Origin of the sequence: Huintestinicola sp., assembly GCF_051882455.1 — a bacterium.
Lineage (GTDB): Bacteria > Bacillota > Clostridia > Oscillospirales > Ruminococcaceae > Huintestinicola.
The window spans coordinates 15615-31317 of record NZ_JBJERV010000016.1 but is presented as its reverse complement, the minus strand read 5'-3'; the positions used below and the strand labels follow the sequence as shown (position 1 = coordinate 31317).

The following is a 15703-nucleotide window of genomic DNA, read 5'->3' as shown; positions in this document are numbered from 1 at the left end:
GAATAAGCTGTAAATTATAATAAACGCAAAGCCACCCCCGACAAATCGGAGGTGGCTTTAAAAATTGCCTGTATTACTTTATCTCAGCGTGATAGGACTGAAGGGACTTCACACCGATGTGGGTGTTGTTCTTCACAGCCCTGATGCCGTCGGCGCTTGCCTTGGCAGCCGCCATAGTGGTGATGTAGGGAACACGGTGTCTGATAGCTTCCTTGCGGATATAGCTGTCATCGTATGCGCTGGTCTTGCCTGCGGGGGTGTTGATGATAAGCTGTATCTCGCCGTTTGCTATCTCGTCCGCAATGTTGGGACGACCCTCGTAGATCTTAAATATACGCTTTGCGGGGATCCCTGCGTCGATTATCATCTCGTAGCTCTTGCCCGTTGCAAGTATCTTGAAGCCCAGCTCATAGAAATCCCTTGCGATCTGAACAAGCTCGGGCTTGTCTCTGTCGCAGACGCTGAGAAGAACGGTGCCCTCCTCGGGAAGTCTTGTCTGAGTAGCCTCCTCAGCCTTGTAATATGCCTCGCCGAAGGAGGAGGAAAGTCCGAGAACTTCTCCTGTGGAGCGCATTTCGGGACCGAGAACGGGGTCTACCTCCTGGAACATATTGAAGGGGAACACAGCTTCCTTAACGCCGTAGTGTGTTATCTCCCTGTCACGCAGCTCGGGAACGGGTGACTTTTTGCCCGTAAGCGACGCGGTCATTATCTCGGTAGCGATTTTCACCATATTTATGCTGCAGACCTTTGAAACCAGGGGAACTGTACGTGAAGCTCTGGGGTTTGCCTCAAGAACGTAAACGGTGTCTCCCTCGATGGCGTACTGCATATTCATAAGACCGCATACATTCATCTCAACAGCGATCTTTTTAGTGTAATCCTTGATAGTCTCTATCTGCTTGTCGGTGAGATTTTTAGCGGGGAGAATGCAAGCGGAGTCGCCCGAATGAACGCCTGCCAGCTCGATATGCTCCATTACCGCGGGAACGAAGCAGTGCTCGCCGTCGGAAATAGCGTCCGCCTCGCACTCGGTAGCATGATTTAAGAACCTGTCAATAAGAATGGGTCTGTCGGGGGTAACGCCTACAGCCGCAGACATATACACCCTCATCATCTCATCATCGTGAACTATCTCCATGCCTCTGCCGCCCAGAACGTAGGAGGGACGAACCATAACGGGATAGCCTATCCTGTTTGCTATCTCAAGAGCCTCGTCCACATTCACAGCCATACCCGACTCGGGCATAGGTATGCCCAGACGCTCCATCATAGCGCGGAAGTGGTCTCTGTCCTCTGCCAGGTCGATGGTCTCGGGAGATGTTCCCAGAATGTTCACGCCGTTCTTTTTCAGGTCAGCCGCAAGATTAAGGGGTGTCTGACCGCCGAACTGCGCAATAACGCCCACAGGCTTTTCCTTTTCGTGAATGCTCAGCACGTCCTCAAGGGTAAGAGGCTCGAAATAAAGCTTGTCGGAGGTGTCATAGTCGGTGGAAACGGTCTCGGGGTTGCAGTTTACGATAATGGACTCAAAGCCCAGCTTTTTAAGGGCAAGTGCAGCGTGAACGCAGCAGTAGTCGAACTCGATGCCCTGACCTATTCTGTTGGGACCGCCGCCAAGTATCATGATTTTCTTCTTGTCGGAAGCGGGGCTCTTGTCCTCGGGAAGATGATAGGTGGAGTAGTAATATGCGGCGTCCTGAGTTCCGCTTACGTGAACGCCTTCCCATGCTTCGCGGATATTATACTTGTATCTTGCGTTCCTGATATCCTCCTCGGGAACGTCAAGTATCCGGCTGAGATATCTGTCGCTGAAGCCGTCCTGCTTTGCCTGACGAAGAGTTTTTTCATCGGGAACAGCACCCTTGTTCTTCATAAGCTCCTCTTCCTCATTTACAAGCTGAAGAGACTGCTCGATGAACCAGTGCTTTATCTTTGTAAGCTCGTATATCTCGTCAACGGTTGCGCCCTTGCGGAGAGCCTCGTAGATGATGAACTGTCTTTCGCTGGAGGGGTATCTGAGCTTTTCAAGAAGCTCTTCCTTGGAAAGCTTGTTGAAGTCCTTTGCAAAGCCAAGACCGTATCTGCCTGTCTCAAGGCTGCGGATAGCCTTCTGGAAAGCCTCCTTGTAGGTCTTGCCTATGCTCATTACCTCGCCTACCGCTCTCATCTGAGTGCCAAGCTTGTCCTCAGCGCCCTTGAACTTCTCAAATGCCCAGCGTGCGAATTTGATAACAACATAGTCTCCGTCGGGAACGTATTTGTCAAGGGTTCCATACTTTCCGCAGGGGATCTCTTTAAGTGTAAGACCGCAGGCAAGCATAGCCGAAACCAGGGCAATGGGGAAGCCCGTAGCCTTTGAAGCAAGCGCGGAGGAGCGTGATGTACGGGGATTTATCTCAATAACAACTATTCTGCCCGAAACGGGGTCATGAGCGAACTGACAGTTGCAGCCGCCGATAACGTCGATAGCCTCAACTATCTTGTAGGACTGCTCCTGCATCTTCTTCTGAACGTCCTCGGAAATGGTGAGCATGGGAGCGGAGCAGAAGGAATCGCCCGTATGAACGCCGATGGGGTCGATGTTCTCGATAAAGCAAACGGTGATGATGTTGTTCTCGGCGTCTCTGACGACCTCAAGCTCAAGCTCTTCCCAGCCGCTGATACATTCCTCAACAAGCACCTGACCCACAAGGCTCGCCTGCAGACCTCTCTCGCAGACAACTTTAAGCTCGTCCACATTATATACCATACCGCCGCCTGCGCCGCCCATGGTGTACGCGGGACGGAGCACAACGGGATATTTAAGCTCCTCGGCAATTTTTACAGCCTCGTCAACGGAATAAGCCACCTGGCTGCGCGCCATTTCTATGCCCAGCTTGTTCATGGTGTTCTTGAACTCGATACGGTCCTCGCCGCGCTGGATAGCGTCCACCTGAACGCCGATGACCTTAACGCCGTACTTTTCCAGCACACCTGCCTCGGAAAGCTCCGAGCAGAGGTTAAGACCGGACTGACCGCCCAGATTAGGCAGCAGCGCGTCGGGGCGCTCCTTTTCGATTATCTGAGTGAGCCTGTTCAGATTGAGGGGCTCAACATAGGTGATATCCGCAACATCGGGGTCTGTCATAATGGTCGCGGGGTTGGAGTTTACAAGCACTATCTCGTAGCCCAGGTTACGAAGCGCCTTGCACGCCTGTGTACCCGAATAGTCGAACTCGCACGCCTGACCGATGATAATAGGACCCGAGCCGATTATCATGATTTTGTTAATGTCCTGTCTTTTTGGCATAAATCAAATCTCCCTGTTCCGCAGTATCAGCGGATGTTTATTTGCCTTTAACGGCATTTCCCTATTATAATAATACCATAATTATAATATAATTGCAAGCAGATTATCAAAAAAAATAGTTTTTATGGGGTAAATCTCATTCTCTGTTTCCGTTCTCGGCTCTGAAAACCATAAGGGGGATAAGTACCCACTGAAGGGCAAGACCGAAAATTCCCGAAGCAATGCTTGTCCATATCACAGATATCTTTATGCTGTCATTTCCCAGAGCATAGACCGCAAAAAGGATAGCTGCGGCTCTTACGGCACGTCCGCTCACCTGAGCTATAAGCACCTTGCCGATAACGGGGAGCTTTATGTTCCTGAGCAGCCCCGAAGCAAGACCGTAAACGCAGAGCTCGATCATCATAAAGGGGAGCATTGCCGCCGAGGGCATACCCGAAAGGGCAAAGCTTATGAGCGGGCTTAAAAAGCCTGCTATGGCGCCTGCATAGGGACCTGCAAGAAGACCTGCGATGATAATGGGCAGGTGCATGGGGAGAAAGGTCTCTCCGAGCTTTGTGCCAAGTCCCGATACAGCTCCCATAAGGTGGAAAAGCTGGGGGAGAGCCACCGCTCCCACCACAGCGCCTATTGTCCAGAGGGTCTGCGCCTTTACGGAAAGACGGGGCTTATCAAGTGTTTTTACTGCTGACGACATATCCAAAAACTCCTTTGTAATTTTATATGTACATATCATACCATAATGCAATGGAAAAATCAATAAAATTTGGTTAAGGTTTTCTGCCCGAACATTTACGAGTCAAAATTTCTGTTGACAAACCCGTATTAAAATGCTATATTTATATTTGTCGGATAATATCCGCTTAAAAATAAAAAGGAATGATAGCAAAATGAAAAAAATAGTTGCCGCCCTGATGTGTGCGGCATTTCTTACAGCCTGCACGGGCGGTTCTCCCGAGGAAACGGAAGCCCCCACATTGGGAGACTCCTTCACCGGGACCTCTCCCGCAGCATCGGAGGAGACCACCACCGTCACGACCACCGAGACCACCACTGTTACGACCACCGAAACAACCACGGAGACCACCACAGAATTTACTCAAAGAGAGATACCCTTTGAGGACACCGTCCAGAACGCCTATGAACGCCTCCTCGCCTCCTTTGAAACGGAAAACGGCGTTGTATATCCCGATGATTACGGCGGAGTTTACAGCTATGCGGGCACCCTTTTTGTAAACATCACCGAGGACGTTCCCCCCGAAAGCTACACCGAGGTGTTGGGGGATTACACCTGCGTTCGCTATGAGAAGGTGAAGCGCTCCTTCAACAGGCTCACCGAGATATGCTATGAGGCAAAGGAGCTTCTTGACGAGCGGTTCGGGGTGGAGGATTTCTTTGTGGACGTTCCCGAAAATACCGCCGCCGTCACCATAAGAAACGAGGACCCCAAAAAGGCGCAGATATTCCTGAAATCCGTTGCGGACAAGAGCTTTTCCTTAGACGAGCTGTCTATAAGTATGGCAGAGCCTGCGGAGGAAAATTAAAACGGGATTAGATTTTAGTTTGAAAATGACAAAAAAACTCGTTTGGCTCTTGTAATTTAAAAACCTTTGTGGTATAATAAAATTACATTCAGGGAAGCATATTCTCTCGGAATTATAAAATTTAAGGAGTGACTTTATGAAAGGTTTAGGTATTGCAGTTCTCACAATGCTCGCTGCCGCTGCAGGCGCTGCTGCCGCAGTTTATGCCGTTAAGAAGCGCGAGGAGCTTGAGCAGTATGATTACAGCTTCGACGATGACGATGAGATCTATTTCGGCGACGATGACGAATGCTGCGATTGCTGCGGCTGCTCCGACAAGGACGAGTCCGCAAGCGATGTAGAGGAGCTTGAGGCTCTCGACGGCGCAGACGACGCTGACGTTGAGGCAGCTTCTTCCGATGACAAGGACGAGGAAGCGGATTTCTGATAATTTTCGGAATAATTTTCGGCGGAGGACCTGTGATGGGTCTTCCGTCGTTTTTTTGTTGATATAGTATAAAAAAAGTTTCTCCCCGCGCAGACGGAGAGAAACCGAAAAAATTATCTGTAATAGGTCTTAGCCAGCTTTTTGAGATTCTTTGCAAGCCCGGGAGTACATTCTCCGCCTTTCATTCGCCACGCCCAGTTTCCGCCGCCGATGGTTGAGGGAATGTTCATTCGTGCAGAGTTATCCAGGCATAAAAGGTCCTGCATCTGTATCACGCAGCCCTCGGAAACGCTTGAGTAAGCCGTTCTGATAAGCCCCCATACGATCTCACCGTCGGTGGAGTCCTTTTTAAGACCGAGATATTTCCTTACACGCTTCTTACCCGTTTTGTCAAGCCCCTTGTACCAGCCCAGAGCAGTCTCATTGTCGTGGGTGCCGATATAGACCACGCTGTTTTTAACGTAGTTATGGGGGAGATAGCCGCTGTCATCGCCGCCGAAGCCGAACTCCAGCACGTTCATGCCCGGGTAGCCTGCCTCTCTGAGCATTTCCTTAACGTCATCGGTAAGAAAGCCTAAGTCCTCGGCAACAAGGGGAACATTGCCAAGTGCTGCTTTTATTGCCCTGAAAAGCTTCATTGAGGGACCCTTCAGCCATTCCCCGTGCTCGGCGGTATCGTCGCCTGCGGGGATAGCATAGAAGCTCTCAAAGCCTCTGAAATGGTCTATTCTTGTAAGGTCAAAGAGCTTTGCGCTGTACTGTACACGGGATATCCACCATTTATAGCCGTCCTTGTCCATATAGTCCCAGTCATAGAGGGGATTTCCCCAGAGCTGACCTGTGGGAGAAAAATCATCGGGAGGACAGCCTGCCACCTTGACGGGTCTCCTGTCGCTGTCGAGCATGAACATCTCGGGGGAAGCCCAGATGTCGCTGCTGTCCATGGAAACGTAGATGGGCATATCGCCGTATATCTTTATTCCGCGCTTGTTTGCGTACTTTTTCAGAGCCCTGTACTGTCTGATGAATTTGTACTGCATGAATTTCCAGACCTCGATATCGTCCGAATGCTTTTCGGAATATTCCTCAAGGGTCTTTTTGTCTCTCAGGCGGTATTCATCGTCCCACAGGGTCCACATTTTCTGCTTGAAGAAGTATTTTAAGGACATAAACAGGGCATAATCGTCCAGCCACCATGCATTCTTGCGGCAGAAGCGGTTAAAATCAGCTGTCTGAGCGGGGTCTGCCTTTTCCTTGAATGCCGCGCACGCCTTTGCGAGAATGAGCCGCTTGAAGGAGAAAAGCTGACCGAAGTCCGCAAAGCTCTCCTTTCTGCGCAGAAGCTCCATATCCTTGTCATCGGGGGAGATGAGCCCCTCCTCCGCAAGCATATCAAGGTCTATGAGCAGGGGATTGCCCGCAAATGCGCTGTAGCTCTGATAGGGCGAGTCGCCGAAGCCTGTGGGGCCTACGGGAAGTATCTGCCAGTAGGTCTGTCCCGCTTTCTTTAAAAAATCCACGAACCTGTAAGCCTCTTTTCCCAGAGTGCCCGTTCCGCAGGGGGAGGGGAGGCTTGTAATGTGCATAAGCACGCCGCAGCTTCTCATATGTTCAAAGTTCCTTTCCGAGATGAATTTTCTTTATTATACATTATTTCCGCTCATATTTCAATATCCTGCAGGGGCAAAATATTTTTTATTGTAATTTTTCCCAAAAACGCACTGCATTTTTGTAAACGATTAACAAAAGATTTACTTGTTATCATAGACAAAATTTACGCTTAGTGTAAAAAAACTCTTGACATTTATCACAAAAACTGCTATAATGATTTTAAACAAATTCGGAGGGGGAGCTGTCGGTGAAGATCTGACCGGTTCCCTTTGAGTGCCGTATGAAAACGATTAAGTGCCGTATCTGTGCGGCAGAGCGCAAGTAAGCGGCAGGAAAAATTTATTCGGAGGTGCTGCAAGATGTCGGATAGTGTAACAACGGCATTGTCGGAAAGAAGTCCCGACGACATCGGAAGGTCAAGGAAAAGGGTCGTCCCGAAAACTCCTGCGGAAAAAACCGCGGATATCCTGCTGTGGGGCGTAAGGATCCTGCTCATAGCGGAGATAGTCCTGCTGTTCTTCCCTTCCTTCAACCCTGCAAGGATATGTGAAAAGATCAACAAGAATATGTCCCTTTTTACCTGCGGTATCGCTTATGATACGCTGGTATCAAATCTGGGACGAGCATTTACAAAGGGCTGGGTAGAGGAGTCTGCCTTCAAGCTTCTTTTCGGTTCGAGCATGCTTTCGATAGTTGCGGCTCTTTTCTATGCTGTAGGCGGCTGTATGTCCCTGGGCAGCAATAAGATGAAAAAGATCGCTGCTGCTGTGACAGGCGCAGGAACTCTCTTTATGATGGGCTGCCTTTTCGGAATTAAAAATGCTTTTGAGCAGGTGTCCCTGACCGAGCGCCCCGAGAAGATAGGCCCTGCGGCAAGCATTCCCTATTTCGGACTGTTCCTCGTTATTACGATAGCTCTTTTGGCGCTCTGTATCGCTGTATTCTTCCTCCTTCCCTCCTTCCGGAATGCGGGGGAGATGTATATGGAGGACAAGTACAAGCTTTTCCTTATGATGCTCCCCATTATCGTTCTCTCCTTCCTCTTTGCATATCTGCCCCTCTTCGGCTGGCGCTATGCGTTCTATGATTACAAGGCAGGAGATACCCTTTCTCCCGATAAATTCGTGGGCTTTAAATGGTTCACTCAGCTCTTCCAGAATGCGGCTACCAAGAAGGATATCCTCAGAGTTATCAAGAACACTCTTGCAATGAGCGGTCTCGGTATCCTTACAAGCTGGGTGCCTATGATTTTCGCCATCTTCCTTTCGGAGATAAAGAACAACACCTTCAGAAGATTTGTGCAGACCTTTACAACTATCCCCAATTTCATAAGCTGGGTCCTTGTATATGCCATCGCACTTGCTATCTTCTCCACCGACGGCTTTATCAACACTTTCCTCAAGAGCATCGGCAATCCCGTTACCACCAACTACCTTATGGACAGCTCCCATATGTGGCTGAAAATGCTTGCATGGGGAATGTGGAAGGGTCTCGGCTGGAGCGCCATCATCTACATAGCCTCAATTTCGGGTATCGACCAGTCCCTGTTTGAGGCGGCAACGGTGGACGGCGCAGGACGCTTCCAGAAGATGTGGTATGTCACCATTCCTTCTCTTATCCCCACCTATATGGTGCTCCTCCTTATGTCCGTCGCAAATATCCTTACCAACGGAATGGATCAGTACCTGGTATTCTCAAACGCAAAGAATGCGGCAAGCATCGAAGTTCTCGACCTGTATGTGTATAACCTGGGTATCGGCAGCGGACTTATCCCTCTGTCAACGGTTATCGGTATGGTCAAGTCCCTCATAAGCGTAATTCTTCTCTTCTCCGCAAACGGCATTTCCAAGGCTGTCCGCGGCGAGAGCATTGTATAAGAAAGGGGTGCAGTTATGTCTCTTGCAGAACTTAAAGAAAAAAGAGCGGAAGAAAAACGCTTCAAGGAGCATACCACTCACATAAAGCTCTCCTGGCAGGACGTTGTGTTCAATATCTTCAACTACCTGTTCTTCGGACTTTTCACCCTCAGCTGTATCTTCCCCTTTTACTACATATTCATCAACACTATTTCCGCGGGCGACCTTGTTGTAAAGGGTGCCATTACCTTCCTGCCCAAAAATATCACTCTTCAGAACTACATTGCCATGGGCAACGTTAACGACCTCTGGAACTCCTTTGCTGTTACCATTATCAGAACTGTTGTAGGAACTGCTCTTATGGTTTTCGCATCGGGTCTTGCAGGCTACCTTATGACAAAGCAGGAAATGTGGCACAGAAAATTCTGGTACCGCTTCCTCGTTGTCACAATGTACTTCAATGCAGGTCTTATCCCCGCGTACTTAAACCTCTCAATGCTGGGCTTGACCAATACATTCTGGGTATATATCATTCCCGGTATCGTATCGCCCTATAACATTATCCTCGTAAAGACCTACGTGGAGTCAATTCCCCACGAGATCGAGGAGAGCGCATTCATGGACGGCGCAGGCTACTGGACTATTTTCCAGAAGATCATCTGGCCGCTGAGCAAGCCTATCCTTGCGACCATCACCATATTCGGTGCAGTAGGACACTGGAACTCCTTCCAGGACTCCCTTATCTACAACGCAAACTCTCCCGAGCTGTACACTCTCCAGCACAGACTTTACGTTTATCTGAACTCATCCTCTAACCTGGGCGCTCTGATGAACGGCGGCTCCGCAGGAGACAGCGTTGCCGTTGCGGGAATGCTCAACACCAAGGTTATCCAGTACACCATCTCAATGGTGACCATCATACCCATTCTTCTCGTATATCCCTTTATGCAGAAATATTTTGAAAAGGGTATTATGCTGGGCGCAGTCAAGGGCTGATCTGTTAATGACAATATAATTACAGGGTACGGGGCGTTATTCCCGTACCCTGTTTTTTTAGGACGGCTTGATTTTTGCGGGCGGATGTGATATACTGAATATCGGATGTAAAAAATTTAAGGAGATAAAAACACGTCTATGACCGAAAACAGGATCCTTTCAGATACGCTGCTGTTTGAAAAGAAAAATAAAATAAGCGGCGGGATATATAATAAAATGCAGGTGGATTTTGCCTATAATTCAAATCATATTGAAGGCAGCCGACTTTCGCATGAGCAAACACGATACATCTTTGAGACCCACAGCATTGAGGGCGCTGCCTTTGTAAATGATGTGTTTGAAGCTGCCAATCATTTCAAGTGCTTCGACTTTGTGCTGGATACTGTTAGTGAGCCGATAACAGAGGAATATATAAAAAAGCTGCACTATACTTTGAAAAACGGGCTGATAACAGATAACGATCCCGAAGCTGTTATCGGCGATCATAAAAAATATGCAAATGCAGTCGGTGAGATAGAAACGGCGAAACCCAAAGATGTACATCAGTCAATTATGACGCTGCTGAAAAAATATCAGGCTCCAAAGCGTCTTGACCTTTACGATATTGCACAGTTTCATACGGAATTTGAAAAAATTCACCCTTTCTATGACGGCAATGGAAGAGTCGGGAGACTTATCATTTTGAAAATGTGTCTTGAAAATGATATTGTACCCTTTTATATCAACGCAGAAAATAAGCTGTTCTATTATAAGGGACTAAAAGAGTGGCAGCTTCACGATAAACCGAACAGACTTTTAGATGTGTTTTTATCAATGCAGGACGATATGAAGAGCGTACTCGATTACTTTGAGATCAAATATAATAATTCCGAAATAACATCTCGTGAACTTATTGCAAAGCATTGCAGATAGATTTTCAGACCTCGGGCAGGCAAGCCCGCCAGTCAACTAAAAAAGGAGAAACAAGTGTGAAATTTTTCAGTATCGACAGCCCCCTTTACAAATTTATGCAGCGCCTTACGGACGTGCTGATCTTAAATATCCTGTGGCTGCTGTTCAGCCTGCCCATAGTGACTATCGGCTGCAGCACTGCCGCCGCATTTTCGGTGGCGATGAAATTCGTGGACGAGTCCGAGGGACATATATGGAACGATTTTATAACCGGCTTCAAGGCTAACTGGAAGCAGGGGCTTCCTCTGGGGCTGATTTCCATTGTGGCTGTCATAGCGGTATACCTTGATTTTACCATTGCAGATCAGGTGGAGAACAGCCTGCCCTTTATGATAGTGGGCTTCCTTACGGCGTTTTTCCTGCTGTTTTGCCTGCTGTATGTGTTCCCACTTATCGTGCGGTATGAAAATACCATTCCCAAGAGCCTCAAAAACTCCTTCCGCCTGGGAATGAAGCATATCGGCAGGACCTTCCTGCTTTTGATAGTTGTGGCGCTTGAGCTCCTGCTCATATTCTGGAACGAGATAACTCTGTTTGTGGGACTGCTTATCGGTCCTGCCTGCATAATTTACACCATCAGCGGCACCGCTATGCACATTTTCAGAGAGACGGAAAAGGACCCCGGGGCGGTATCAAACCCCGAGAAGCTCCACGAGCATGACGGACAGTAAAAAATATTCGGAAACTATAAGACAAATAGAAATACCCTGATCATGACCACCATAATCAGGGTATTTCTTATTTATGCCTGTTCAAATCGGTTTTAAAGCATTTCTCGTTTCTTTCGTAATAATCACGAAGGACTTTTGCTTCATGCATTACATTTTCACCTGCAATATCTGAATTATCAAGAAAAAAATTATATCCGCAAAGGAAATAAATTGCTTCGATCACTGCTACACCTGCAAGGGTCTGCGTTTCGTGATCCATATCATCGCCAAGCATTGCGTCAATTATTTCAAGAAGCTGCCCGCGCTCGTTAATATCATCTGTTTCTATAATAACATCAGCAACAATGTCTTCCATAAATGCGTACGGCAGATCAATGTACCATTCTTTATCAGCCGAATATTCTTCATTAACTCTTTTGCTGCAGGAACAGCATTTCTGTAAAATATCCTTGTAAATCTCGGTTTCACAATATCTGCTGTCCTTTATAAATCTGTCACGTTCCTGTATTTCTATGTCATCGCCTTTAAGATAAAGGGTATATGCTCTCATTGCAGGGTCAGCTTCTTCTGAATTTTGACCTCTGAAATTGATGCCCACAATATCAAAATAAACCGGTCTTCCCTTTTTGTACAGCACAAGCCTTTCACCGACTTTCAGAGGTTTGAGCACGGTGCCGATAACCTGAGCAATATCACCGTTTCTTTTATACAGGCATTGCCTTTTGATAGCCATTTCTGCTCGGCAGCTTCGAAGGCTATATTACTGCCCAGCACAGTTTTTATCTGCGGCACATTCATCCCTCCCTTTTTATCAGAAAAAACTCAGTTGCTCCTGTTCGTAATCCCGCTTTGAAGCGGAAATTATGTCCTGCATTTTGTAAAGCAGACCCAGCCGCTCACATTCGGCGGTAAAGCATTTCCACAGCCTGTCCACATTGGGCGAGGTGCATTCATATGAATATCCGAAGGCTTCAAAGTACCTTTGCGACAGCCCCTCCCCGGGGAAAAGCTCGTCTGCTTTTCTGAGAAAATATTCACGCTGAATGCCCCTTAATGTCACCCCGAATGCGGGATAGATAAAATTCACTCCTGCCTCGGCACCCCGTCTGACGATTTTAAGGATATTGTCCTCGCTGTCCTCGATAAAGGGCAGAACGGGCATAAGGGTTATCCCTGTGAATATCCCTGCCTCGGACAGCTCCGCAAGGGCATTAAAGCGCTCCGAGGACGGGCTCACATTGGGCTCGATAATGCGGCTGAGACTGTCCTCGGCGGCGGTTATGGTAAGCTTGCACATCATGGGGGAGTGCTCCTTTATGGCAAGAAAAACGTCCTTGTCACGGGTCATAAGGCTGCTTTTTGAGAGGATAACGCAGCCGAAGCCATAGTCATTTATAAGCTCAAGAGCGTGACGGGTGAGGAGAGCTTTTTCCTCAAAGGGATTGTATGGGTCGCTCATGGAGCCTGTGCCGATAACTCCCGTATGGGATTTGTGCCTTAGCTCATACCTGAGCAGCTCAAGGGAATTTGCCTTGCACCGTACCTTGTCAAAATCCTCAATGCCGTAGCAGTCACTTCTGCTGTCGCAGTATATGCAGCCGTGACAGCAGCCGCGGTACAGGTTCATATTGTAGTCCGTGCCGAACCAGCCTGTTGATTTGTTTTTATGAAGTATAGCCCTTGCCCCAACGCTTTCCATGGTACGCCCCCTTTGGTCAGAAGGATATTTCTCTTTTTATTATATCAGCTTTTCAAAGCTTACGTCAACAGCCACGTGATTTTTACAGAAAAAATATTTAACAAAATTTCCTCTGTTTTTTTGTTGACAAATACTCCCGAATAGGATAATCTATCATAGTATAAATTTTTTTGAAATCGAGGAAATTAAAGTGCGAGAGCTTACTTCGGGAAATCCCGCTAAAATGATATTTGCCTTTGCCGTGCCCATTGCGCTGGGCAGCCTTTTTCAGCAGCTTTACAGTATGATAGATACGGTCATCGTGGGCAGGACCGTAGGCGTTGAAGCCATTGCCGCCCTGGGCTCCACAAGCTACATATCAAATCTAATGATCGGCTTTATGTCGGGTCTGACAAACGGCTTTGCCATCATCACCGCCCGCCATTTCGGGGCGGGGGACTATGTAAAAATGCGCCGCTCTGTGGCAGGCACCGTTATTCTGGGACTTGCGGTATCGGCGGTATTTACCGTTCTGAGCCTTGTTTTTCTCCGCCCGTTTCTCCGTATACTCAACACCCCCGAGGAGATATTCGAGACCGCATACAGCTACATTTCCGTTATCCTCCTCTTTATGACCGCAGCAATGCTTTACAATATGTCCGCAGGCGTGCTGAGAGCGGTGGGGGACAGCATTACGCCCCTTGTTTTTCTGATAATATCCTCATTTATAAACATCGGGCTTGATATAGTGTTTATCGCAAAGCTGGGCTTCGGCGTAAGGGGAGCTGCCTATGCCACTGTAATATCCCAGGGCTTTTCCTTTGTGATGTGCTGTGTCTACATATGCATAAGATTTCCTTATCTTATCCCCGGAAAGGACGAGCTCAAGGTCACGCTCAATGAGCTGTCCGAGCTTATGGCAATGGGACTGTCCCTTGCGCTGATGTTCTCCATAGTGGAGATAGGCTCGCTCATTCTCCAGAGGGCAATAAACAATTTCGGCACCGACACCATTGCCGCTCACACCGCCGCAAGAAAGATATCCAGTATCCTTATGCTTCCGTTCAGCGCATTCGGCTCGGCTTGTGCCACCTATTGCAGTCAGAATTTAGGCGCGGGCAGACCCGAGAGAGTGGGAAAGGGAATAAAGAGCGCCATACTTATGTGCTGGGTATGGTCGGGTGCGGCTGTGGCGGTAGGATATCTGTTCGCTCCTGCCATTATCGGCTGGATAGCCGGCACGGAAGAGGTATTTATCGTGGAGCTTGCTTCAAGGTATATGAGAGTTAACACGCCCTTTTACTTTATCCTTGCCGTCCTTGTGGTAATGCGAAGCTCACTTCAGGGTCTGGGAAGAAAGACAGTACCCGTTGCCAGCAGCGTTATCGAGATGATAGGCAAGGCGGTGGTGGCATTTGCCGCGGCGCCTGTGCTGGGCTATTTCGGGGTAATGATATCCGAGCCTATCGTTTGGTTTTTTATGACCGTTCTCCTTGTGTGGGGATACGCAAGGGACAGGGAGCTTGTGAAGGCGACCTTTGTTAAGGAAAAAAAGGTATCATAGATACATATTGCCGCAGTAATGTCAATTGGCAGGACTGCGGTGCTTTTTTGCCTGCGTTCAGCTGTCAGCTGTAGAAATTTTTTGTCTGATACTGTAAAATAAAATTATAGGGTTAAAAATATATTTTTGGGTGTTGTAACGAAATATCTCTGATCGGATTGACAATTATCTGATAAGATGCTAAACTGATTGTGTATTTACACTTGATGGTGTAATGTTTTTCCTCAGAGCAGGAAGAAAATTTTTCTAAAAGGGGAATATTTATGAATATTGCAAAAAAATTAACAATGTGTATCTGCTTATCTATGATCTTCTGCGGCTGTGACAGCCTGATGTCGGATTCGTACAGCAGCGGAAATAACAGCAGCACCAAGAGTGAGGAGAATGAGATAGTATCAAGTATTGCAAATGATATTGTATCGGGTATAGGAAACAAGATCGATGAGATAGGCGAAAATGCATCGCTTACTTATTGGGGAAGCAGCGGGGCACTTAGGGTATACTCGGAAGCCCTTAAATCGGACGATATAAGCAGCGAAATGAAAAACAGCAGGTTTTTTAAGGTAATATCATCTATTATAAGGAATGATTGCATATGTATGGAAAGGGGCAGTTCCTTTGTGGATCAGGATGCTTCAATTATTTCATTTAATTATGTATCAACTTATTATAATATAAAATCGGAAACCCAGGAATATCATGATATCATTACTGCACATGATGAAGGTGCATATCACTTTCACATCAATCACCTTGATGACGACCTCAAAGAGTATTTTATTGAAGAAGTTAGCACAAACGATATTGAAAGAATGACCGGAATAAATGATATTCTTGAATTGTATAAGAGTTATGCAGAAGATGGTGAAATAACAGGTTCCGGAAAGGAAACGGTTTTTGGCAAGGAAATGGAATATGAAGATATCGACTTTAAGGGTGAAACGACAAGATTTTATTATGATGGTCAATATACTTTGTATACGATAGATGCCGAATCGGGGGCATATTATAAGCTGACAAATAATACCAATGCTAAGTTCAGAGTACCGCTTGGATATAAAGAGGTATCTCGTGATTTGTTTATTTATGATGTGAAGAATAAGGATTAAATCA

The 15703-nt window shown here is 47.3% G+C and carries 13 protein-coding genes; 8 read left to right on the top strand and 5 right to left on the bottom strand.

Features of this window, described 5'->3' with window-relative positions:
• Positions 1-73: 73 nt before the first annotated feature.
• Both carB and ACI4J0_RS02680 read right to left on the bottom strand, forming a co-directional pair.
• Positions 74-3292, bottom strand: a complete 3219-nt coding sequence (gene carB / locus ACI4J0_RS02685; protein ID WP_439764273.1) for a carbamoyl-phosphate synthase large subunit — start codon at positions 3290-3292, stop codon at positions 74-76.
• Between the two features lie 136 nt (positions 3293-3428).
• Positions 3429-3989, bottom strand: coding sequence for an ECF transporter S component (locus ACI4J0_RS02680; RefSeq protein WP_439764272.1), 561 nt, complete (start codon positions 3987-3989; stop codon positions 3429-3431).
• A gap of 193 nt (positions 3990-4182) precedes the next feature.
• Here ACI4J0_RS02680 and ACI4J0_RS02675 point away from each other — a divergent pair, with 193 nt between their 5' ends.
• Positions 4183-4836: a hypothetical protein gene (locus ACI4J0_RS02675; RefSeq protein ID WP_439764271.1), complete on the top strand. Its 654-nt coding sequence runs from the start codon at positions 4183-4185 to the stop codon at positions 4834-4836.
• A 136-nt stretch (positions 4837-4972) separates the two neighbouring features.
• Positions 4973-5263, top strand: coding sequence for a hypothetical protein (locus ACI4J0_RS02670; RefSeq protein ID WP_439764270.1), 291 nt, complete (start codon positions 4973-4975; stop codon positions 5261-5263).
• A 113-nt stretch (positions 5264-5376) separates the two neighbouring features.
• Here ACI4J0_RS02670 and malQ read toward each other — a convergent pair whose 3' ends face one another.
• Entirely contained in the window at positions 5377-6870 is a 1494-nt protein-coding gene (gene malQ / locus ACI4J0_RS02665) for a 4-alpha-glucanotransferase (RefSeq protein WP_439764269.1), read from the bottom strand.
• Between the two features lie 363 nt (positions 6871-7233).
• On the opposite strand from malQ, the gene ACI4J0_RS02660 reads away from it, so the two are divergent.
• The 4 genes from ACI4J0_RS02660 (at position 7234) to ACI4J0_RS02645 (ending at position 11348) form a co-directional block, all read left to right on the top strand.
• On the top strand, positions 7234-8751 hold the full coding sequence (locus tag ACI4J0_RS02660) for an ABC transporter permease (protein WP_439764268.1): 1518 nt from the start codon (positions 7234-7236) through the stop codon (positions 8749-8751).
• 15 nt (positions 8752-8766) lie between these two features.
• Positions 8767-9726 carry a carbohydrate ABC transporter permease gene (locus tag ACI4J0_RS02655; protein WP_439764267.1) on the top strand — a complete coding sequence of 320 codons (960 nt, stop codon included), beginning with the start codon at positions 8767-8769 and terminating at the stop codon, positions 9724-9726.
• 138 nt (positions 9727-9864) lie between these two features.
• A complete protein-coding gene (locus ACI4J0_RS02650; protein WP_439764266.1) occupies positions 9865-10638 on the top strand; it encodes a Fic family protein in 774 nt (257 codons plus the stop codon).
• 56 nt (positions 10639-10694) lie between these two features.
• Positions 10695-11348: a YesL family protein gene (locus tag ACI4J0_RS02645; RefSeq protein ID WP_439764265.1), complete on the top strand. Its 654-nt coding sequence runs from the start codon at positions 10695-10697 to the stop codon at positions 11346-11348.
• A 67-nt stretch (positions 11349-11415) separates the two neighbouring features.
• Here the strand turns inward: ACI4J0_RS02645 and ACI4J0_RS02640 are convergent, their stop codons facing one another.
• Both ACI4J0_RS02640 and ACI4J0_RS02635 read right to left on the bottom strand, forming a co-directional pair.
• Positions 11416-11985 (bottom strand): hypothetical protein, encoded by a 570-nt coding sequence (locus ACI4J0_RS02640; protein WP_439764264.1) that lies wholly within the window; start codon positions 11983-11985, stop codon positions 11416-11418.
• 174 nt (positions 11986-12159) lie between these two features.
• Positions 12160-13047 (bottom strand): SPL family radical SAM protein, encoded by an 888-nt coding sequence (locus ACI4J0_RS02635; protein ID WP_439764263.1) that lies wholly within the window; start codon positions 13045-13047, stop codon positions 12160-12162.
• A 190-nt stretch (positions 13048-13237) separates the two neighbouring features.
• On the opposite strand from ACI4J0_RS02635, the gene ACI4J0_RS02630 reads away from it, so the two are divergent.
• Together ACI4J0_RS02630 and ACI4J0_RS02625 are read left to right on the top strand one after the other, a co-directional pair.
• Positions 13238-14590 (top strand): MATE family efflux transporter, encoded by a 1353-nt coding sequence (locus tag ACI4J0_RS02630; RefSeq protein WP_439764262.1) that lies wholly within the window; start codon positions 13238-13240, stop codon positions 14588-14590.
• A 263-nt stretch (positions 14591-14853) separates the two neighbouring features.
• Entirely contained in the window at positions 14854-15699 is an 846-nt protein-coding gene (locus tag ACI4J0_RS02625; RefSeq protein WP_439764261.1) for a hypothetical protein, read from the top strand.
• Positions 15700-15703 lie beyond the last annotated feature (4 nt).

Excerpts from the sequence above, each read along its gene's own strand:
- ACI4J0_RS02635 (WP_439764263.1), bottom strand. The coding sequence starts at position 13,047 with ATGGAAAGCGTTGGGGCAAGGGCTATACTTCATAAAAACAAATCAACA.
- ACI4J0_RS02670 (WP_439764270.1), top strand. The coding sequence starts at position 4,973 with ATGAAAGGTTTAGGTATTGCAGTTCTCACAATGCTCGCTGCCGCTGCA.
- ACI4J0_RS02655 (WP_439764267.1), top strand. The coding sequence starts at position 8,767 with ATGTCTCTTGCAGAACTTAAAGAAAAAAGAGCGGAAGAAAAACGCTTC.
- ACI4J0_RS02625 (WP_439764261.1), top strand. The coding sequence starts at position 14,854 with ATGAATATTGCAAAAAAATTAACAATGTGTATCTGCTTATCTATGATC.
- carB (WP_439764273.1), bottom strand. The coding sequence starts at position 3,292 with ATGCCAAAAAGACAGGACATTAACAAAATCATGATAATCGGCTCGGGT.
- ACI4J0_RS02675 (WP_439764271.1), top strand. The coding sequence starts at position 4,183 with ATGAAAAAAATAGTTGCCGCCCTGATGTGTGCGGCATTTCTTACAGCC.
- ACI4J0_RS02680 (WP_439764272.1), bottom strand. The coding sequence starts at position 3,989 with ATGTCGTCAGCAGTAAAAACACTTGATAAGCCCCGTCTTTCCGTAAAG.
- ACI4J0_RS02650 (WP_439764266.1), top strand. The coding sequence starts at position 9,865 with ATGACCGAAAACAGGATCCTTTCAGATACGCTGCTGTTTGAAAAGAAA.
- ACI4J0_RS02660 (WP_439764268.1), top strand. The coding sequence starts at position 7,234 with ATGTCGGATAGTGTAACAACGGCATTGTCGGAAAGAAGTCCCGACGAC.
- malQ (WP_439764269.1), bottom strand. The coding sequence starts at position 6,870 with ATGAGAAGCTGCGGCGTGCTTATGCACATTACAAGCCTCCCCTCCCCC.